The 18,827-nt window shown below is 72.8% G+C and carries 16 protein-coding genes and 1 pseudogene; 12 read left to right on the top strand and 5 right to left on the bottom strand.

Features of this window, described 5'->3' with window-relative positions; translation table 11 throughout:
* Positions 1-54 precede the first annotated feature (54 nt).
* The 4 genes from OG899_RS09845 to OG899_RS09830 all read right to left on the bottom strand — a co-directional run bounded on the left by OG899_RS09845 (position 55) and on the right by OG899_RS09830 (position 3,729).
* Positions 55-414 (bottom strand): hypothetical protein, encoded by a 360-nt coding sequence (locus OG899_RS09845; protein WP_125496780.1) that lies wholly within the window; start codon positions 412-414, stop codon positions 55-57.
* A 174-nt stretch (positions 415-588) separates the two neighbouring features.
* Complete coding sequence (locus OG899_RS09840) at positions 589-2,178, bottom strand: protein kinase domain-containing protein (protein ID WP_125496781.1); 1,590 nt, start codon at positions 2,176-2,178, stop codon at positions 589-591.
* The gene (locus OG899_RS09835) at positions 2,175-2,909 is read right to left on the bottom strand and encodes an FHA domain-containing protein (RefSeq protein ID WP_168131402.1); all 735 of its coding nucleotides are present in this window, start codon (positions 2,907-2,909) and stop codon (positions 2,175-2,177) included. The genes OG899_RS09840 and OG899_RS09835 overlap by 4 nt, the downstream gene beginning before the upstream one ends.
* 154 nt (positions 2,910-3,063) lie before the next feature.
* A complete protein-coding gene (locus tag OG899_RS09830) occupies positions 3,064-3,729 on the bottom strand; it encodes an RDD family protein (protein WP_125496782.1) in 666 nt (221 codons plus the stop codon).
* A 244-nt stretch (positions 3,730-3,973) separates the two neighbouring features.
* Here OG899_RS09830 and OG899_RS09825 point away from each other — a divergent pair, with 244 nt between their 5' ends.
* From OG899_RS09825 to OG899_RS09810, 4 genes are all read left to right on the top strand, one after another.
* Entirely contained in the window at positions 3,974-4,828 is an 855-nt protein-coding gene (locus tag OG899_RS09825; protein WP_125496783.1) for a bifunctional methylenetetrahydrofolate dehydrogenase/methenyltetrahydrofolate cyclohydrolase, read from the top strand.
* 49 nt (positions 4,829-4,877) lie between these two features.
* Positions 4,878-5,297 (top strand): DUF3017 domain-containing protein, encoded by a 420-nt coding sequence (locus OG899_RS09820; protein ID WP_125496784.1) that lies wholly within the window; start codon positions 4,878-4,880, stop codon positions 5,295-5,297.
* A gap of 434 nt (positions 5,298-5,731) precedes the next feature.
* Positions 5,732-7,030, top strand: coding sequence for an XRE family transcriptional regulator (locus tag OG899_RS09815; RefSeq protein ID WP_125496785.1), 1,299 nt, complete (start codon positions 5,732-5,734; stop codon positions 7,028-7,030).
* 517 nt (positions 7,031-7,547) lie between these two features.
* Entirely contained in the window at positions 7,548-8,537 is a 990-nt protein-coding gene (locus OG899_RS09810; RefSeq protein WP_125496786.1) for a malate dehydrogenase, read from the top strand.
* Positions 8,538-8,870: 333 nt separating this feature from the next.
* Here the strand turns inward: OG899_RS09810 and OG899_RS09805 are convergent, their stop codons facing one another.
* The gene (locus OG899_RS09805; protein ID WP_168131366.1) at positions 8,871-9,038 is read right to left on the bottom strand and encodes a hypothetical protein; all 168 of its coding nucleotides are present in this window, start codon (positions 9,036-9,038) and stop codon (positions 8,871-8,873) included.
* Between OG899_RS09805 and OG899_RS09800 the strand changes: the two are divergent.
* The 8 genes and pseudogenes from OG899_RS09800 to OG899_RS09765 all read left to right on the top strand — a co-directional run.
* A pseudogene (locus tag OG899_RS09800) lies at positions 8,994-9,382 on the top strand (LysR substrate-binding domain-containing protein); the annotation flags it as partial. The gene OG899_RS09805 and the pseudogene OG899_RS09800 overlap by 45 nt on opposite strands.
* Positions 9,383-9,578: 196 nt before the next feature.
* Entirely contained in the window at positions 9,579-11,294 is a 1,716-nt protein-coding gene (locus OG899_RS09795) for a hypothetical protein (protein WP_406310993.1), read from the top strand.
* Positions 11,278-11,631 (top strand): hypothetical protein, encoded by a 354-nt coding sequence (locus OG899_RS09790; RefSeq protein ID WP_125496788.1) that lies wholly within the window; start codon positions 11,278-11,280, stop codon positions 11,629-11,631. Before OG899_RS09795 ends, OG899_RS09790 begins: the two co-directional genes overlap by 17 nt.
* A 34-nt stretch (positions 11,632-11,665) precedes the next feature.
* Positions 11,666-12,460, top strand: a complete 795-nt coding sequence (locus tag OG899_RS09785) for a hypothetical protein (RefSeq protein WP_260604053.1) — start codon at positions 11,666-11,668, stop codon at positions 12,458-12,460.
* Positions 12,461-12,647: 187 nt separating this feature from the next.
* Positions 12,648-14,162: an aldehyde dehydrogenase family protein gene (locus OG899_RS09780; RefSeq protein WP_125496789.1), complete on the top strand. Its 1,515-nt coding sequence runs from the start codon at positions 12,648-12,650 to the stop codon at positions 14,160-14,162.
* Positions 14,163-14,251: 89 nt separating this feature from the next.
* On the top strand, positions 14,252-15,784 hold the full coding sequence (locus OG899_RS09775) for a GMC family oxidoreductase (RefSeq protein WP_125496790.1): 1,533 nt from the start codon (positions 14,252-14,254) through the stop codon (positions 15,782-15,784).
* Positions 15,784-16,878, top strand: coding sequence for a glycine betaine/L-proline ABC transporter ATP-binding protein (locus tag OG899_RS09770; RefSeq protein ID WP_125496791.1), 1,095 nt, complete (start codon positions 15,784-15,786; stop codon positions 16,876-16,878). The genes OG899_RS09775 and OG899_RS09770 overlap by 1 nt, the downstream gene beginning before the upstream one ends.
* On the top strand, positions 16,878-18,827 hold the full coding sequence (locus tag OG899_RS09765; protein WP_168131407.1) for a proline/glycine betaine ABC transporter permease: 1,950 nt from the start codon (positions 16,878-16,880) through the stop codon (positions 18,825-18,827). The genes OG899_RS09770 and OG899_RS09765 overlap by 1 nt, the downstream gene beginning before the upstream one ends.

Here is an 18,827-nt window from a genome sequence, read left to right as displayed (position 1 = left end):
AGCCCGACGGCTCCGGAGTCCGCACAGTCCTCAGCCGGTGATCCGGCGTCAGCCTCAGCAGGACGGCAGCGGGTTGGTCTCCGAGGCGATGTCGTTGTCGCTCATCCAGCCCCACTTGCCGTTGTCGGCCTGCGTCCACACCCAGCGGGTCGGGTGCGGTCCCCCGTGGTTCTGGCCGCCGTCGAACTTGCAGACGAAGAACGACGGGTTGGAGTACATGCGGCCCACCACGCCGCTGCTGGTGTTGGTGCTGGCGTAGACGTTCGCGCCGGTGGCGTTGTTGCAGTACCACACGGAGCCGCTCTTCCAGCACGGGTTGGCGGCCTGGGCGCTGCCGGCGGCGGAGAGGGTCAGCGCGGCCACACCGGTGGCGGCAGCAGCGGTCAGAGCCAGGGCCTTGCCGAAGACGGTCATCAGTCTTTCCCCCTGAACAGGTGTCGCTTCGGTGGTGCACGGGGGAGACGGTGCGGGCGGCGGGGTGTCCGGCTCTCCCCCGAACGAGCCGGACACCCCTGGTCCTGCCGTCCGCTGTGGACGTCTCCACCGTGCCCTGGTTCCGGCCCGCGCGGTACCTCAGAACTCTCAGGGTCACCTGGCGCCCGTGGGCGTGTACTCCTTGAGGTAGTGCTCGACCCGGGCGCAGTAGCCCCGGTACCCAGGGGGAACGCCGCCGGCCTCGTTCACCTTCTTGTACGAGGTCCGGTAACCGGCCGCGATCAGCAGCCGTTTGTCACCCGGCAGGTCCGGCTCCAGTCGGCTCTCGATGAAGCACAGGTAGCGGCCCATCGCCGGGATGGACACCGAGGGCGACAGGGGCGGCGTGGGAGTGGCCGAGGCGGGGATGCCGTCGTCGCGCATCCACCAGCGCAGCACGGAGGGGGTCCAGCGGGCGATGCCGTACTCCTGGTGGCCGGGATCGGCGAGGTCGGGGTCGAAGTCGCTCTCGACCTTCAGCATCGCCGCGATCAGCGCGGGCGTGACGCCGGGCCGGGGGCAGTGGTGAGCGGCGTCGACGATGAGCCGGCGGTAGCGCACCGGGATGTCCTTGTCCGTCCTCAGGTCCGCGGCCCCGTAGGTGGCCGGCACCTTGTCGTCGCCGTCCCCTCCGCCGCCGGACGGCAGACCGATCCCGTAGCCGAGGGCGGCCACGGCGACGGTGCCGGCCGCGGCCGCCACGACCGCCGCACGGCGGCTGCGCAGCGCACGGGGAGGCCGCAGCCCGGACCGGGGGCCGCGCCGGAACAGGGGACGCGTCGACCGGGAGGTGCGCCCGGTGCCCGCGACCGCCTCCACCCGGCGCAGCAGGGCCTCGGTGCCGATGCGGTCGGCGTGGGTGGGGGCCAGGCAGGCGCGGACGATCTCCTGCCACGGCTCGGGCAGTTCGGGGGACAGCCGCAGCTCCTGTGTGCCGCGGGCGTAGGCGACGGCCGCGTCGCGGCGGGCGCTCGGGGTGCCGCCGGGCAGCGGGAAGGAGCCGGTGAGCACCAGGTGCGCCAGCACGCCGAAGGCCCACACGTCGGCGGACGGGCGGATCCGGCGGCCGCGTGTGCCGATCTCGGTCCACAGCAGTTCCGGCGGCGTGTAGTCGGGCGTGGAGAAGGCGGGGGAGTAGGCGTGCGTGCCCTCCAGCTCCGCCGCCATGTTGAAGTCGGCCAACCGGGCCGAACCGTCCCGCATCAGCAGCACGTTGGCGGGTTTCAGGTCGCCGTGCACCCAGCCCGCTCGGTGCAGCTGGGCCAGGCCCTCGCAGATGTGGGCGAGCAGCACGGGCCCGGCCGCGGGCCGCGGGTCGTCGTCCAGCAGGGCGTCCAGCGATCCCTCGGCCTTCTCCAGGACGAGCACGGTGGCACCGTCCAGGCCGGGCTGCTCCGGGTCGTCGACGGTGAGCGTCTGGTACATCCGGATCAGCCGCGGGCGGCGCAGCCGCCGGTGCAGCTCCACCTCGCGTTCGACGAGTTCGCGCAGATGGCTCAGGCGGCGCGGGGTGCCGGTGCCGGTGGGCAGGAACTTCAGCGCGACGGTGTCCGGCAGGTCGACGCCGTCCGGCGAGCGGGTGGCCTCGCCGGTGCGCCGGGCCTCGTACACGCTGCCGAACGCGCCGGTGGCCAGCGGCCGGCGCACCTCCCAGACCCCCACCCGGTACCCGCGGGGCACCGGCACGGCGTACGGCTCGCTCATCGCACCGTCCGGGCGGCCAGCAGCGCCAGATCGTCCTCGCGCACCAGGTCGAACCGCAGCGCCAGGGAGACCAGCGCCTCCTTCTTGCCGTTCAGGCGCGGCCCGGTCTCGGCGGACTCGGGTGCGGGCTTCAGGCGCAGTTTCACGGCCAGATAGTCGATGTTCCACTGCACCGACGTCCGGGAGGCGGCCGGCCAGGTGGGGCGCAACCGCTCCACGACCTGGTCGACGGTGGGCAGCGGGGCGTGCGGGTCGCCGCGCAGCCGGGGCTCGCACAGCGCGGTGAGCACCGCGTAGTAGCGCTTGCTGCGGTCCAGGCAGAAGGCGGGCGCGGTCGGGTCGCCCTCGGCTCCGTGCGGGCCGCACAGATAGTCGTGCCGCGGCGCCCACACCTCGATGGGCAGCAGGTCACCGGCCGCGGGCAGCACGATCCGGGAGAACTCGAAAGGGATCGGCGCGTCCAGCCGGCCCGGCCCGATCTTGACGTGCTCGCCCGCGCCCTCCGGATTGTCCACGACATAGGTCTGGTGGGCGGAGAGATTGCTGAGCAGCCAGAACGCCCCCTGGGCGGTGATCTCCCCGGCCCGCCGCGAAACCCCGTCGTGCGCGATCACCAGATCGTTGCCGGTGCTGCGCCCGAAGGCCAGGCGCTCGCCGGGGGCCAGTTCGAAGCGCTCGCCGGGCCGCTCGTCCTCCGTGGTCGGCGGAGGTATCACGATGATGCTGTACAAGGTGCGTCTCCCCGTGCCTGACGGCTGCCTTCGCCAGAGTAGGGGGACACGACGGGGCCGTGTCCCCCTGGACGGGTGAGACACGGCCCTGTCGTGTCGAATGGCCTGAACTGTTCCGTCCGGGGCGCAGCGTCCGGGCGGAAGCAGCCGGCTGTCAGTTCATGACCACCATGGTGCCGGCGGCCTTGTCGTGCCAGCCCTGCTGGCGGCCCGACTTGTCCCAGAACGGGGACAGGTAGACCAGCAGCGTGATGATGCCGCACGCCACGCTGCCGATCATCGTGACGATCCAGCGTATGAAGGACTTGCCGAGGCCCGGCTTGGCCCCCGTCTCGGCGTTCACCACGTGCAGCCCGACGGCCATCTTGCCCAGGGTGCGGCCCACCAGACCGATCATCAGCCACTCGTACAGCAGGGTCAGGACCCACACGCCGCCGAGGATGGCACCGAACTGCTGCGCGAAGTCGGAACCCGCGTCGTTGATGCAGGCGTCGTAGCCGATGCTGCCCGGGTCACCGCAGTCGCTCGCGGCGGAGAAGGCGCCGACGAGGCCGATGAACACCAGGATGGTGTAGACGACGGCCAGGATGAGGCCGTCGATCAGACGGGCACCCAGGCGGCGGCCCATCGAGGCGATCCGGGGGTTGGGGCCGCCCGCACCGCCCGGGTAGCCGGTCTGCTGCGGGTAGCCGTATCCGGGCTGAGGCTGCCCGTACCCGGGCTGCGGCTGACCGTACCCGGGCTGCCCCTGGGGGTAGCCGTAGCTCTGCTGCGGATTCTGCGGCGCCCCGTAGGGATTCTGGGGCGAGCCGAAACTCATGGCCGGATTCCTCCGTCGACGTCTGTGGGGACGGTGCGGAACATGCGGAGGAGCGACACATCTGAGCGGATTCGCCCCCCCGAAACGAACCGCGCTTTTGCGCAATGCATCGTTCTAGACACGGCAAGATCTTGTCCAGTCCGGACAGCGAGGCGTTGTGCACCTGCAATCCCGCCCGCCACGGCACGGCGACAGCGGCGCCCCTGATTGGAACCCGGGCCCCTCCATCCGGGAGGATGGAGCCATGACCGCCCAGATTCTCGATGGCAAGGCCACCGCAGCCGCGATCAAGTCCGATCTGACCGCCCGCGTGGCGGCGCTGAAGGAGAAGGGGGTCACGCCCGGTCTCGGCACGATCCTCGTCGGGGACGACCCCGGCAGCCGCAAGTACGTCGCCGGCAAGCACCGCGACTGCGCCGAGGTGGGCATCGCCTCCATCCAGCGCGAGCTGCCCGCCACCGCCACCCAGGAGGAGATCGAGGCGGTCGTCCGGGAGCTGAACGAGGACCCGGCGTGCACCGGGTACATCGTCCAGCTGCCCCTGCCCAAGGGCATCGACGAGAACCGCATCCTGGAGCTGATGGACCCGGACAAGGACGCCGACGGCCTGCACCCGATGAATCTCGGCCGTCTCGTCCTCAACGAGCCGGCACCGCTGCCCTGCACCCCCAACGGCGTGCTGACCCTGCTGCGCCGCTACGGCGTGGAGATCAAGGGCGCCGAGGTCGTGGTCGTGGGCCGCGGCACCACCATCGGCCGCCCCATGCCGCTGCTGCTCACCCGGCGCAGCGAGAACGCCACCGTCACCCAGTGCCACACCGGCACCCGTGATCTGTCCGCCCACCTCAAGCGCGCCGACATCATCGTCGCCGCCGCCGGCAGCCCGCACCTGATCCGCGCTGAGGACGTCAAGCCGGGCGCGGCCGTCCTGGACGTCGGGGTCTCCCGCAACGCCGAGGGCAAGATCGTCGGTGACGTCCACCCGGACGTCGCCGAGGTGGCCGGCTGGCTGTCCCCGAACCCCGGCGGTGTCGGTCCCATGACCCGGGCCCAGTTGCTGGTCAACGTGGTGGAGGCGGCGGAGCGCAGTGTCGGCTGAGACGGACGGCTCCGCGCGGGGATCCGCCCGCGCGAAGCCCCACGTGCGGATGCGGAACGTTCACGGCCCCTTTCTCGGTCCGCTGCGCCGCGTGGCGCCGGCGCTGAAGGACGCGCTGCGCCGCCTCGAGGGCGGTGGCCGGATCGGACCGTGGGACACCTCGGCGCTGGTGCGGCAGTGGCCGCTGCTCGCCGTGCTGGCCACGGCGGGCATCGGACTGCTGGTGACCGCGCTCGACGCGTTCCGTGTCGGGCTGTTGCTGATCGGCGCCGCCATGCTCGGCGGGGCCACGCTGCGCTGGCTGCTGCCCCGCGTCGGCATGCTGGCCGTGCGCTCCCGCTTCACCGACATAGCCACCTACGGCGTCCTCGGCGTGGCCATCGTGCTGCTGGCGCTGATGGCCCAGCCCGACCCGTGGCTGGAGATCCCGTTCCTGGACGACGCGCTGCACTTCACCATCCGCGGCTGACGCCCCGGCAGCGCGCGGTCGGCGTCCTTTCGTGAAGGCGTCTCCTCCAGGGCGTCTTCGGGTCGTCTTCAGGGCGTCCGTTCACGACGGCGGTCCGTCCTCTCCCCCGAGCAGGACGGGCCGCCGTCGCCGTTCAGCCTGCTGCACGGTGCTCGCACCGATCAACAGCTGTCCGCGCGCTGTCGCACGCCGGTGACCGTCTCGCGACGTCTGTCGTCGCCCTGCCACAGTCGCGCGCCCGCTCCGCACCGCGCACTCCCCCGGATGCGCCAGGATGCGTCGAACATCCGTGTGGCGTGAGCGATCCCGTTTGCGCCGGTGCTGTGTCGATCTGTGGACAAAAAAGCGATGCGGGACGACGTCTCCCGGTGGCCCGGCTAGCGTGGCCGTCAGTGGCACAGCCGACAGTGTCCGGGGGAGAGGGGGAAGCAGCAATGCCTCGTTGGAAGGCCTTGCCCGACGAACTCGATCCGCAGGTCAAGGAGTTCACCGTGCAGATGCGGCGGCTCGTCGACCGCAGCGGGATGGGGATCGCCGCGCTCGCCGACCGCACGGGTTACAGCAAGACCTCCTGGGAGCGGTATCTGGGCGGCCGGCTGCTGGCGCCCAAGGGGGCGGTCGTCGCGCTGGCCGAGGTCACCGGCACCGACCCGGTGCATCTGACCACGATGTGGGAGCTGGCCGAACGCGCCTGGAGCCGCGCGGAACTGCGCCACGACCGGACCATGGAGGCCATCCGTATCGCCCGGGCCCGCGCCGCGCTCGGCCCGGCGGACCACGGGACGGCCGGCACCGGACCGGACCCGGCCGGCTCCGCCGTGGACCCGGGCCGTGGGCCGCGTGAGGGCTCGGCCAAGGCGCCCGGCTCGTCCGTCCTGCCGATCGCCGGCCCGGCGGGGGTGTTCCCCACGGTGCCCGCGCAGCCGTCGGCCGGTGACGCCGACGCCCGCGAACGCACCGGCGCAACCGGCAGGACGCCGCACGAGGCGACAGCCCCGGAGAATCGGACGCCCGCGCCGCGGGCCGCCGCGGGCACACCGGACGTCGCACGGCCCGACGGCCAACGACCCGACCGCGCACGGCCCGACGGTCAACGACCCGACCGCGCACGGCCCGACGACGCACGGCCGGACGGAGCCGGGGTGGACGGAGTGCGGGCGGACGAGCCCGCCCGCGGGAGCGAGGTGCCGCGGCCGCCGCGCCCGGCGGGCGAGACGGGGGATGGCGGCGCGGAGACCTCCCGCAAGCGGCAGGTGACGATGTTCCTGGCCGGCATGGCCGGCGCGCTCGCGGTCGTCGGGGCCGTCTTCACCGCCACCGCCGGCGAGAACGACCGCGGCAGCCAGGGCACGTCGAGGCCGTCGTCGCCGGCCGCCGCCGCCGACCCGGACCTGCCGCCCGGCGTGAAATGCGCCGGGACCGGCTGCACCGGCAAGGACGCGGAGGCCATGGGGTGCAGCGGCGAACTGGTGACCACGGCACGGAGCGCCACCGTGGGCGAGACCGTGGTCGAGGTGCGCTACAGCGAGACCTGCGGCGCCGCCTGGGGCCGCATCACCCAGGCCGCACAGGGCGATCAGGTGCAGGTCGTGGTCGGCGCACGCAAGGAGAGCGACACGGTCGCAGAGGCCGGCGACACCATCGCCTACACACCGATGGTGGCGGTGACCGACGCCGGCCAGGCCACGGCCTGCGTGACCCTGGCGTCCGGACGCACCGGCTGCACCAGGTGACGGCCGTGCGCGGGCACCCCGGACCCGCGCACCCCGTATCCGCGCGCCGGCAGGCTCGCCCGCCCGGGTGCGGACGTCCGCGTCCGTGCCGGGGCGCCCCGTGTGCCCGAACAGGTGCCGCACCGTCACAAGACCGCCGTAGACGAAGAGAAAGAAGAGGTGATGTGACAGGCATGGGGCGGGCCCGTGGGGGGAAGGCGCACCGGTACCCCCCCACGGGAGTCCTGTCTTCCGGGACCCCCGGCGGCCGCCGCGCACTCCCTCCCGCGCGGCGGCCGCCCGGTACGCCGCCTGCCTGTCGGCCGGTCACTCTGTGGGGCGGGCCACAGCCTCCCGGCCGTCCGGGATGCGGGATGCGCGATAGCCTGACCGCTGGATCTCTCTTGACGCCAAGAGATCGATCATCCGCACGCATGATCGATCATCGCGGCGGGCGTACGGTCGCCCAACCGGACGCGCGGGATCCTGCACCCGGGGCAGGGACGCCCCCACCGCCAGCTGTCATACGGAGAACGCCATGACCCGCACTCCCGTGAACGTCACCGTGACCGGCGCGGCCGGCCAGATCGGTTACGCCCTGCTCTTCCGCATCGCCTCCGGCCAGCTGCTCGGCGCGGACGTGCCGGTCAAGCTGCGCCTGCTGGAGATCACCCCGGCGCTGAAGGCCGCCGAGGGCACGGCGATGGAGCTGGACGACTGCGCGTTCCCGCTGCTGCAGGGCATCGACATCACCGACGACCCGAACGTGGCCTTCGACGGCGCCAACGTCGCCCTGCTCGTCGGCGCCCGTCCGCGCACCAAGGGCATGGAGCGCGGTGACCTGCTGGAGGCCAACGGCGGCATCTTCAAGCCGCAGGGCAAGGCCATCAACGACCACGCCGCGGACGACATCAAGGTCCTGGTCGTCGGCAACCCGGCCAACACCAACGCGCTCATCGCGCAGGCCGCCGCGCCGGACGTCCCGGCCGAGCGCTTCACCGCGATGACCCGCCTGGACCACAACCGCGCGCTGACCCAGCTCGCGAAGAAGACCGGCAGCAGCGTTTCCGACATCAAGCGCCTGACCATCTGGGGCAACCACTCCGCCACCCAGTACCCGGACATCTTCCACGCCACCATCGCCGGCAAGAACGCCGCCGAGGTCGTGAACGACCAGAAGTGGCTGGAGGAGGACTTCATCCCGACCGTCGCCAAGCGTGGCGCCGCCATCATCGAGGCCCGCGGCGCCTCCTCGGCCGCCTCCGCCGCCAACGCCGCCATCGACCACATCCACACCTGGGTCAACGGCACCGCCGAGGGCGACTGGACCTCCATGGCCGTTCCGTCCGACGGCTCCTACGGTGTGCCGGAGGGCCTGATCTCCTCCTTCCCCGTCACCTGCAAGGACGGCAAGTACGAGATCGTCCAGGGCCTGGAGATCAACGAGTTCTCCCGCGCCCGTATCGACGCCTCCGTCAAGGAGCTGCAGGACGAGCGGGACGCGGTCCGCGGCCTCGGCCTGATCTGAGCCCTGCTCACCGGTGCGTCCCGCACGGGCGTGTCACGAGCCCGCACGGGCCCCGTTCCGCCTCCGGGCGGTCCGGGGCCCGTGGCCTGTTCCGGCGTCGCCGTCGTGAAGCGGCCCTCATGCCTGGCCCGTTCCGGCCGTGCCGCGCCGGCCCGGCGCCCAGAAGAGCCTGGACGGCACGGACAGCCACGCCCAGCCGGCCTCCCGCACGAGCACCTGCCGCATCTGCTGCCCCGGCCGTGGTCGAGAACCGGGGCGGGCAGGGCGACTGGCATGCCACGACTCCTCGTGAACGCGTACGGCACAGGGGATTCCAGGGGACGACGGAGCACATCAGCGGCCCGACCGCACCCGTGCGTGGTCGCCGCAGGACGCGACCACGCGGGGTGCTCGCCGGTCGGTGAATCCGGCGACCACCCAGACCGTCGCCGCCAGGACCAGCAGCGCGACCGTACGCAGGGCCGGGCCCATGCCGAGCGGTTCGCCTCCGAGGCCGACCACCTGATCGTCTCCCGTCGCGGCAGGCTGCACGGCCCCGTCGACGCCGCGCTCGCCGACCTCGGTCTGAGCCGACGGGTGGTGGGGACGGTCGGCACGTTCCCCGCCTCCCTCTTCGTCATCCGGGACACCGACCTGGTCGGCCTGCTCACCTCGTGGACGCTGCCCCTGGCGACCTCGCTGGGCCTGGTCGCCTTCGACGTGCGCTGCCGCTGCCCCCGCTGGAGATGGGCCTGGCCTGGCACCCGCGCCACGACGCCGACCCCGCCCACGCGTGGCTGCGGGGGGTCGTGCGGGAGCTGCTGGGCGAGCGGCCGGAAGGGACGCGCCCGACGCAGCGGGCGTGAGGCACCTGCGGGACCTGCTCGGCTCCCCCGGGCGGGACCCGAGCATCCTGGGCGGCCTCGTACGGTCCGGAGCTGTGGCTGCCCTCACGTGGTCACACTCTTGACAAACGGCTTCCCCGGCCATTCCTCTGTGCTCTAAGGTGATGGTCCGTCAGTTCTGCCGCTGTGGCGGCCGTTCGCACCTCGGGGGAGTCGCGTGGACACCGTGTCCGTGCCGCACCAGTCGCAACCGGCGTCTTCGGGTGGTCCCTCGCCCGTCCCTCCGCAGGCCAGCGAGGCCACCCGCCTGCTGTGTGCGGGTGTCTACCTCGACCCGGACTACCGGGACCGGGTGATCGAGGAGCTGTACCTGCACGAACAGCGGATCGTGGCGCCGTCCCTCGGCTTCGACGCCGCCCGCGTCCTGGCCCACGCGCTGCGCGCACGCCGGGCCGGGGTGTACTGGAGCGCGGCCGTCGTGGGGCTGTGGATCGTCGGATGCGTGCTCACCAGTGGCCTGATGGCCTTCTTGCTGGTCCCCAGTTTGCTGCTGGCCTTCGCCGACGCCCTGCACAGTGACGATCCCCAGGTGTCCACCGTGCGCAAGGCGACCGCGCGGGCCGCCCACTGGGTGGGGCGGATGACGTTCGCCGCCCTGCTGATCGTCGTGCCGGTCATGGTCGTGCTCATCGCCGCAAAGTCCGGTGACGCCGAGGCCTTGCTTCTCCTCCTGCTGGTTCTGATCCCGCTCGCTCTGTTCGCCGCCATCGCCGTGTGCGCGGGGCGCCAGCGCGGCCAGTTCGCCCGTGCCCTGAACGCCGAACTGTCCCCGGACCGCTTCGCGGACATCGCCTCGGACCCGGCGGAGCGGGCAGTGAGCCCGCGCTTGAAGCGGCTGAAGCAGCGCATCCGGCAGGAACAGCACGCGCCGCTGATCCTGTACCGCGAGAGCCGGCCCTTCTGCGGGTCCGGCCGGGCCTACGACACCTGGGTGCTGGCCGTCGAGATGCGTCCCGCCGAGGGGCGCACGCCCCGTCCGCTGAGCAACCGCATCGTGCTGGACACCGTCCGCCCGCTGCTGGAGAGCCTGCGCCTGCCGCCGGAGTACGCGGGCCATCTGGTCCGCGACCGGCTGCGCTGGCTGGAGATCGACGAGTGCGTCTTCCTGCCCGCGGAGGGCCTGCCCCGCCGGGAGGACGCCCCCTACGACGCGTTCGCGCACCACCGGGACCGCGCGGTGGAGGAAGGCGCCGAGCGACGGCGGCACTTCCTCCGGGTGCGGGTCGGCGGCTGGGAGGAGAACCTGGTCGTCACCGTCTACGTGCGCATCCACACCCAGGGGCGGATGCTGATGCTGGAGGTGGTCCCGCATGTGCTGATGCCGGTGCGGGAGGACTTCCGGGACGCCGACCGGATCGCCTACCAGCTGCGCACCTCCAGCCTGCTCGCCAAGGCGACCTGGATGGTGGGACAGGTGCCCGGGGCCACGATCCGGTCCGTGGCCGTGCTGTTCCGGGCCGTCTGGCACGGCTGGCAGCTGCTCACCGGCGAACACCGCGACGCCCTTCCCGACGGCCCCGTCCTGTCCGTGCGGGAGCTGGGCTCGGCCGGCACGGGCTCGCTGTTCCAGCAGATGGACGTCGACCGGTACCTGCGCAGCATCCAGGACCGCATCGCGCACGGCGTCCGCACCGCCCTGAGCGAACACGGCTACGAGACCGGCGAGTTCGTCCAGAAGGTCGTCAACATCAGCAACGGCGGAGTGCACATCGACAGCGTCGAGGACAGCACCTTCGCGATCGGCACGCACGCCCGTGCGGCCTCCGGCGCGGGCGCTCCCTCGCAGGACACGTCCTCGACCACCGGTGGCCACCGGCCGAACACCGCACTGAAGAAGGAGAAGGGATCCGGCAGCGATGAGCACGGCGGATGAGCCGAACGTCCGCATCGGCGACGTCTCGGGCAGCACCTTCGCCATCGGCAGCCACGCGCACGCCGAGAGCCACCACCACGCGCCCCCGACACACGACGCGGAGCGGGAACTGCTCCAGGCGGTCCGGGAACTGCGGGCCGATCTGGCCCGGCTGCGCAGCTCCGAGGAGATCCGGGAGCTGGACGAGGCCCTGGCGGACACCGAGAACGAGATCACCCGCACCGGGACCGCCGGCGAGAGCAGGCGGCAGCGGCTGCGGGAGCTGCTCACCGACGCGCAGTCGGTGCTGAGCCTGCTGACGTCGGCCGGCGCCGTGGCCGGCCTGCTCGGGCTGTGACATCCGGTCCGCTGCACGGGGGAGGGAGGACAGTGTGACGAACGGGGGCGGGCGGTACTGGAACGAGGACGCCCAGCGCTGGGAGGACGGCACCCGGGACGACCGGGGGACCGCGCCGCGGGAGCCGCGCCCCGGCGGACGCCGTCCGCGTGCGCTGTGGGCGGTGGCCGGGGCGACGGCCGCGGTCGGGCTCGCCGTCGGCCTGACGGTGTCGCTGGGCACCGACGACGACGGCAAGAACCCGGAGCCCACCGACTCGTCCACGCTCTCCTCACCGACGTTTCCGCCGCCCCCGGAGGACCCCGGGACGGACGTCGACTCCCCGTCCCCGACGGTCGCGGAGCCGCCGTACGGCTACACCGTTCTCGACGACGACGAGGGCTTCCGGATCGCCGTGCCCGAGGGCTGGCACCGCTCCACGACCCCCGCGCAGTACGGCATGGACATCGTCCACTACCGCAGCGCCGCCGGCGACCGGCGGATCATGGTGTACCAGGTCGAGGAACGCACGCCCGACGAATCCTTCAGGCTCTATCTGTCCGAAGTGCCCAAGCCGCGCGGGTTCCACCAGCTGTCCCTGGAGCACGTGGACGACGCCGGTGTCAGCGGCACCCGGCTGGAGTACACCGCCGACTCCCTCAAAGGCGAGCCCGACATCGGTACCTGGCACGTCTACGACGAGCGCTTCGTGTCCGTGGACGGCCTGATCTACTCGATCACCTCCTACGGCCCCGACAGCGACGGCGGCGCCGACGCGCTGCGGAACCTCACCACGGCCCTGGAGTGGTTCTGTCCCCCCGGCAGCGAGTGCCCGGTGCCGTCGGACTGAGCCGCCGGCCCGGCCGTGCGGACCGTGTCCGGTTCCTCCTGTCGTACGCCGAACATCCGTGACCCGAGTCACAATTCCCTGCCGGATGTGCATGCCTGCTGCCGCCACGGGCAGGCGCTGACGGCCCCTGAAGGTGACGTTCCGGTCACCCGGGGCGAGCACGCAGAAACGGAAGGCAGTACCGATCATGGCGGACAGCACGGCACACACCGCGCACAGCACCATCCACGTGGGCGGGGAGTGGCGGGAGGCGCTCTCCGGTGCCACCCGCGACATCCTCGACCCCGCGGACGCGACACCGTTCGCCGTGGTCGCCGAGGGCGACGAGCGGGACGCGGACCTGGCGGTGGAGGCGGCCCGGCGCGCCTTTGACGGCGGTGCGGGCGCCTGGCCGCGCACCCCGGTCGCCGAGCGCGCCGCCCTGCTGCGCCGCGTGGCCGGCCTCCTGGAGCGGGACCGGGAGGACATCGCCCTGCTGGAGAGCCGGGACACCGGCAAGACCCTGCAGGAGGGCCGGATCGACGTCGACTGCGTCGCCGACGCCTTCTGCTACTTCGCCGACCTGGTCGCCGCCGAGGCGCCCGGCCGGGTCGTGGACGCCGGGTCCCCCGACGTGCACAGCGTCGTCGTCCACGAGCCGGTCGGCGTGTGCGCGCTGATCACGCCGTGGAACTATCCGCTGCTGCAGGCCAGCTGGAAGATCGCCCCGGCGCTCGCCGCGGGCAACACCTTCGTGGTCAAGCCCAGCGAGATCACCCCGCTGACCACCGTCGCCCTGGTCCGGCTGCTGATCGAGGCCGGTCTGCCCGCCGGGGTCGCCAACATCGTCACCGGCCCCGGCCTCACGGTCGGCGCCCGGCTCGCCGAGCACCCCGGCGTCGACCTGGTCTCCTTCACCGGCGGTCTGGCCAGCGGCACCAAGGTGGCACAGGCCGCCGCCCCCACCGTGAAGAAGGTCGCGCTGGAACTCGGCGGCAAGAACCCCAATGTCGTCTTCGCCGACGCCTGCGCCACCGACGAGGGCTTCGACACCGCCGTCGACCAGGCCCTCAACGCGGCGTTCCTGCACAGCGGCCAGGTCTGCTCGGCGGGCGCCCGGCTCATCGTCGAGGAGTCCGTCCGCGAGCGGTTCGTCGCCGAACTGGTCCGCCGGGCGCAGCGCATCCGCCTGGGCCGCGGCACCGAGCCGGGCGTCGAGTGCGGCCCGCTGGTCTCCGAGCAGCACCGGGCGAAGGTCGAGGCGTATGTCGCCTCCGCGCTGCGGGAGGGTGCGGTGCTGCGCACCGGCGGCAAGCGGCCCGAGGGTCTGACCTCGGGGTACTTCTACGAGCCGACCGTGCTCGACGGCTGCCGGCGGGAGATGACGGTGGTCCGCGAGGAGGTCTTCGGCCCGGTGCTGACCGTGGAGACCTTCCGCACCGAGGACGAGGCGGTGTTCCTGGCGAACGACACCGAGTACGGCCTGGCCGGCGGCGTGTGGACCTCCGACCCCGGCAAGGCCCGGCGGGTGGCCGGCCGGCTGCGTCACGGCACCGTGTGGATCAACGACTTCCATCCCTACCTGCCGCAGGCGGAATGGGGCGGTTTCGGCAAGAGCGGCGTGGGCCGCGAACTCGGACCGGCCGGGCTCGCCGAATACCGCGAGACCAAGCACGTCTACCAGAACCTCGCGCCGAAGCCGGTGCGCTGGTTCGCCGGCTGAACGGTTTCCTCCTCCGCGCCCCGCGGGCACCACCTCCGCGGGACCCCGTGAGACCTCTGCACCCCCACAACCCCTGGAGTAGTACCCCCATGCCCGAGTCCACTGCCCACGTCTACGACTACGTTGTCATCGGCGGCGGAACGGCCGGCTGTGTCATCGCCTCCCGCCTCACCGAGAACCCTGACGTCACCGTGGCCGTCATCGAGGGCGGCCCCAGCGACGTCGGCCGCGACGACGTGCTCACCCTGCGCCGCTGGATGGGCCTGCTCGGCGGCGAACTCGACTACGACTACCCCACCACCGAGCAGCCGCGCGGCAACTCCCACATCCGGCACAGCCGCGCCCGGGTCCTCGGGGGCTGCTCCTCCCACAACACCCTGATCGCCTTCAAGCCGCTGCCGTCCGACTTCGACGAGTGGGAGGCGAACGGTGCCACGGGCTGGGGCGCGGTGCCGATGGAGGCCTACTACGCCCGGCTGAAGAACAACATCGTCCCGGTCGACGAGAAGGACCGCAACGCCATCGCCCGGGACTTCGTCGACGCCGCGCAGGCCGCGCTCGGCGTGCCCCGCGTCGAGGGCTTCAACAAGAAGCCGTTCGACGAGGGCGTCGGCTTCTTCGACCTCGCCTACCACCCGGAGAACAACAAGCGGTCCAGCGCCTCGGTGGCCTACCTGCACCCGATCATGGACGAGCGGGCCAACCTGACGCTGATGCTGGAGACCTGGGCGTACCGGCTTCAGCTGAACGGCACGCGCGCCGAGGGCGTGCACGTGCGCACCAAGGACGGCGAGGAGCTGCTGGTCAAGGCCCGCCGTGAAGTGGTGCTGTGCGCGGGCGCCGTCGACTCGCCGCGGCTGCTGCTGCACTCCGGGATCGGCCCGCGCGAGGACCTGGAGCGGCTCGGCATACCGGTCGTGCACGACCTGCCCGGTGTCGGTGAGAACCTCCTCGACCACCCCGAGTCGGTGATCGTGTGGGAGACGAACGGCCCGATCCCGGACAACTCCGCGATGGACTCCGACGCCGGCCTGTTCGTGCGCCGCGACCCGGAGCACGCCGGACCGGACCTGATGTTCCACTTCTACCAGATCCCGTTCACCGACAACCCGGAGCGACTGGGCTACCAGCGACCCGAGTTCGGCGTGTCGATGACCCCGAACATCCCCAAGCCCAAGAGCAAGGGCCGGCTGTACCTCACCAGCGCCGACCCGTCCGTCAAGCCCGCGCTGGACTTCCGCTACTTCACCGACGAGGACGACTACGACGCCCGCACCCTCGTCGACGGCATCCGCATCGCCCGTCGGATCGCCCGGACCGAGCCGCTGGCCGGCTGGCTCAAGCGCGAGGTGTGCCCCGGACCGGAGGTCACCGGGGACGAGGAGCTGAGCGAGTACGCCCGCAAGGTCGCCCACACCGTGTACCACCCGGCGGGCACCTGCCGCATGGGCGCCGCCGACGACGAGCTGGCCGTGGTCGACCCCGAGCTGCGCATCCGCGGCCTGGAGGGCATCCGCGTCGCCGACGCCTCCGTCTTCCCGACCATGCCCGCCGTCAACCCGATGATCGGCGTGCTGATGGTGGGCGAGAAGGCGTCCGATCTGATCGCGGGGGACGCCTGATGACGCTGACCGCGCCCGCCCGCAAACCGCCCGGCGAGGGCACCGCCCCGCCGGTCTTCCTGGTCGACGGCCTGTGGAAGGTGTTCGGCCCCAAGGCGGAACGCGTGCCCGCGGACCCGGAGTTGCGTGCGCTGAGCCCCGCCGAGCTGCGCGCCCGCACCGGCTGCACGGCCGCCGTCCGCGACGTCGGTTTCGAGGTCCGCAAGGGCGAGGTCTTCGTCGTCATGGGCCTGTCCGGCTCCGGCAAGTCCACCCTGGTGCGGTGCCTGACCCGGCTGATCGAGCCCACGGCCGGCACCGTCGCCATCGACGGCGAGGACGTACGCGCCATGGACAAGGCGAAACTGCGCGCGCTGCGCCGGCACCGGGCCGCGATGGTCTTCCAGCACTTCGGTCTGCTGCCGCACCGCACCGTGCTGGACAACGTGGCCTACGGACTGCAGATCCAGGGCGTGGGCCGGGCCGAACGCCGGGCCCGCGCCGCCGAGATGGTCGCCAAGGTCGGGCTGAGCGGCATGGAGCACCGCCGGCCCGGCCAGCTCTCCGGCGGTCAGCGCCAGCGCGTCGGCCTCGCCCGCGCGCTGGCCGCCGACCCCGAAGTGCTGCTGTTCGACGAGCCGTTCAGCGCCCTCGACCCGCTGATACGCCGCGACATGCAGGAGGAGGTGATCCGGCTGCACCAGGAGGAGGGCCGCACCATGGTCTTCATCACCCACGACCTGCAGGAGGCCCTCCGGCTCGGCGACCGCATCGCGCTGATGCGCGACGGCCGCGTGGTGCAGCTCGGCACCCCCGAGGAGATCGTCGGCTCCCCGGCCGACGACTACGTCCGTGCGTTCGTCCGCGACGTGCCCCGCGAGCAGGTGATGACGGTGCGTTCGGCGATGCGTCCCGCCACCGCCGAGCAGGCGGGCAGCGGGCCGGCCGTCGCCGCGCACGCCACGGTCGCCGAGGCGATCGAGGCGGTCGCCCGCGCGGGCACCCCGGCCCGCGTCATGGACCAGGGCCGGTGCATCGGCGTCGTGGACTCCGAGGCACTGCTGCGCGTGGTCGCGGGAACCGCCCCGGCCGGCAAGGACCCGGAGGCCGCCTGATGGCCACCGTCACCGCACCGGCGCCGCGCACCGTCCCCGGCCTGCTGAAACGCCCCGCCGTCCGCAAACTGGCGGTCCTCGCGCTGCTCACCGCCGTCCTCGCCCCGCTCGCCGAGGCCCGCTGGGGCGGCGGCGCCTGGCCGCATGCGCTGACCGTCGACGTCACCGCGCCGCTGACCCGGGTCAGCGACTGGATCATCGACAACCGGGACAGCCACCCGCTGTTCCTGTACGTCCTCGGCCATCTCAGCAACGCCGTCATCGTCTGCGTGCGCGCCGTCTACCTGTTCCTGCTCGCCGCGGGCTGGGCGGGCGTCACCGCGCTGGCCGCCGCCGTCGCCTGGTGCGTGGCCGGCGCCCGGCTCGCCGCCGGCACGGCGGTGGCGCTGCTCGCCTGCGGGGCGCTCGGCATGTGGGTGCCGACCATGCAGACCCTGGCCCTGATGGTGGTCGCCGTACTCGCGTCGGTCGCCGTGGGCGCCCTGCTGGGCCTGGCCGCCGGGCTGTCCGACCGGATGGACCGCGCCCTGCGGCCCGTGCTGGACACCATGCAGATCCTGCCGGCGTTCGCCTATCTGCTGCCGGTGGTGCTGGTCTTCGGCATCGGCGTGCCCGCCGCCGTCCTCGCCACCGTCGTCTACGCCGCCCCGCCCATGGCCCGCCTGACCGCGCTGGGCCTGCGCGGCGCCGACCCGGAGGTGCTGGAGGCGGTCGAGTCGCTGGGCGCCACCGCCCGCCAGCGGCTGCTCACCGCGCGCATCCCGCTGGCCCGCAAGGAACTCCTCCTCGGCCTCAACCAGGCGATCATGATGGCGCTGTCCATGGCCGTGATCGCCTCGGTGATCGGCGCCGGCGGTCTCGGCGACCGCGTCTACCAGGCCCTCGCCTCCGTCGACGTGGGCGCCGCCCTGGCGGCCGGCATCCCGATCGTGCTGCTGGCCGTGGTCCTGGACCGGGTGACCGGTGCCGCCGGTGACCGGATCGGGCAGCAGCGCGAGGGCGGCCGCCTCTGGCTGCGGCCCGCCGCGGCCCTCGCCGCCGTCGTCGTGGCCGCTCTGGCCGCACGCCTGGCCGGCGGTCCCGACTGGCCCACCGGCTGGACGGTGAGCATCGCCGAGCCGGTCAACCGGGCCGTGGACTGGATGACCGGCCACCTGTACTCCGGGGTGCCCTACATCGGCGGCACCGCCGACTGGGCCGGGCACTTCACCACCTGGGTGCTGGACCCGGTGCGCTCGGCACTGCTGTGGCTGCCGTGGTGGTCGGTACTGCTGATCGTGGCCGCCCCGGCCTGGCTGATCGGCACCTGGCGCACCGCGCTCACCGCCACCGGCGCCATGGCCGTGATCGGGGTGCTCGGTGTGTGGCAGCCCTCGCTGGACACCCTCTCCCAGGTGCTCGCGGCCGTCGCCGTCACCCTCGTACTGGGCCTGGCCGCCGGCATCGCCGCCGCCCGCAGCGACCGGTTCGCAAGGGTGCTGCGCCCGGTGCTGGACGTGTTCCAGACGATGCCGCAGTTCGTGTACCTCATCCCGGTCGTCGCCCTGTTCGGGGTGGGCCGTGCCCCGGCCGTCGCCGCGGCCGTCGTCTACGCCCTGCCCGCGGTCGTCCGGATCACCGCGCAGGGGCTGCGCCAGGTCGACCCGGCCGCCCTGGAGTCGGCCCGCTCGCTCGGCGCCACCAGCGGCCAGCAGCTGCGCCAGGTGCAGCTTCCGCTGGCCCGCCCCGCCCTGCTGCTCGCCGTCAACCAGGGCGTGGTCCTGGTGCTCGCCGTCGTCATCATCGGCGGCCTGGTCGGCAGCGGCGCCCTCGGCTACCAGGTCGTCTACGGCCTCGCCCAGGGCGACCTGGCGACGGGCCTGATCGCGGGCGTGGCCATCGTCTGCCTCGGCCTGATGCTCGACCGGGTCACCCAGCCGACCGCACGGCGCGCGACGAAGGGAGCGTGA

The sequence above is a fragment of the Streptomyces thermoviolaceus genome (assembly GCF_045209695.1).
In the GTDB taxonomy this organism is placed as follows: domain Bacteria; phylum Actinomycetota; class Actinomycetes; order Streptomycetales; family Streptomycetaceae; genus Streptomyces; species Streptomyces thermoviolaceus.
This window is presented reverse-complemented; position numbering and strand designations above follow the sequence as displayed.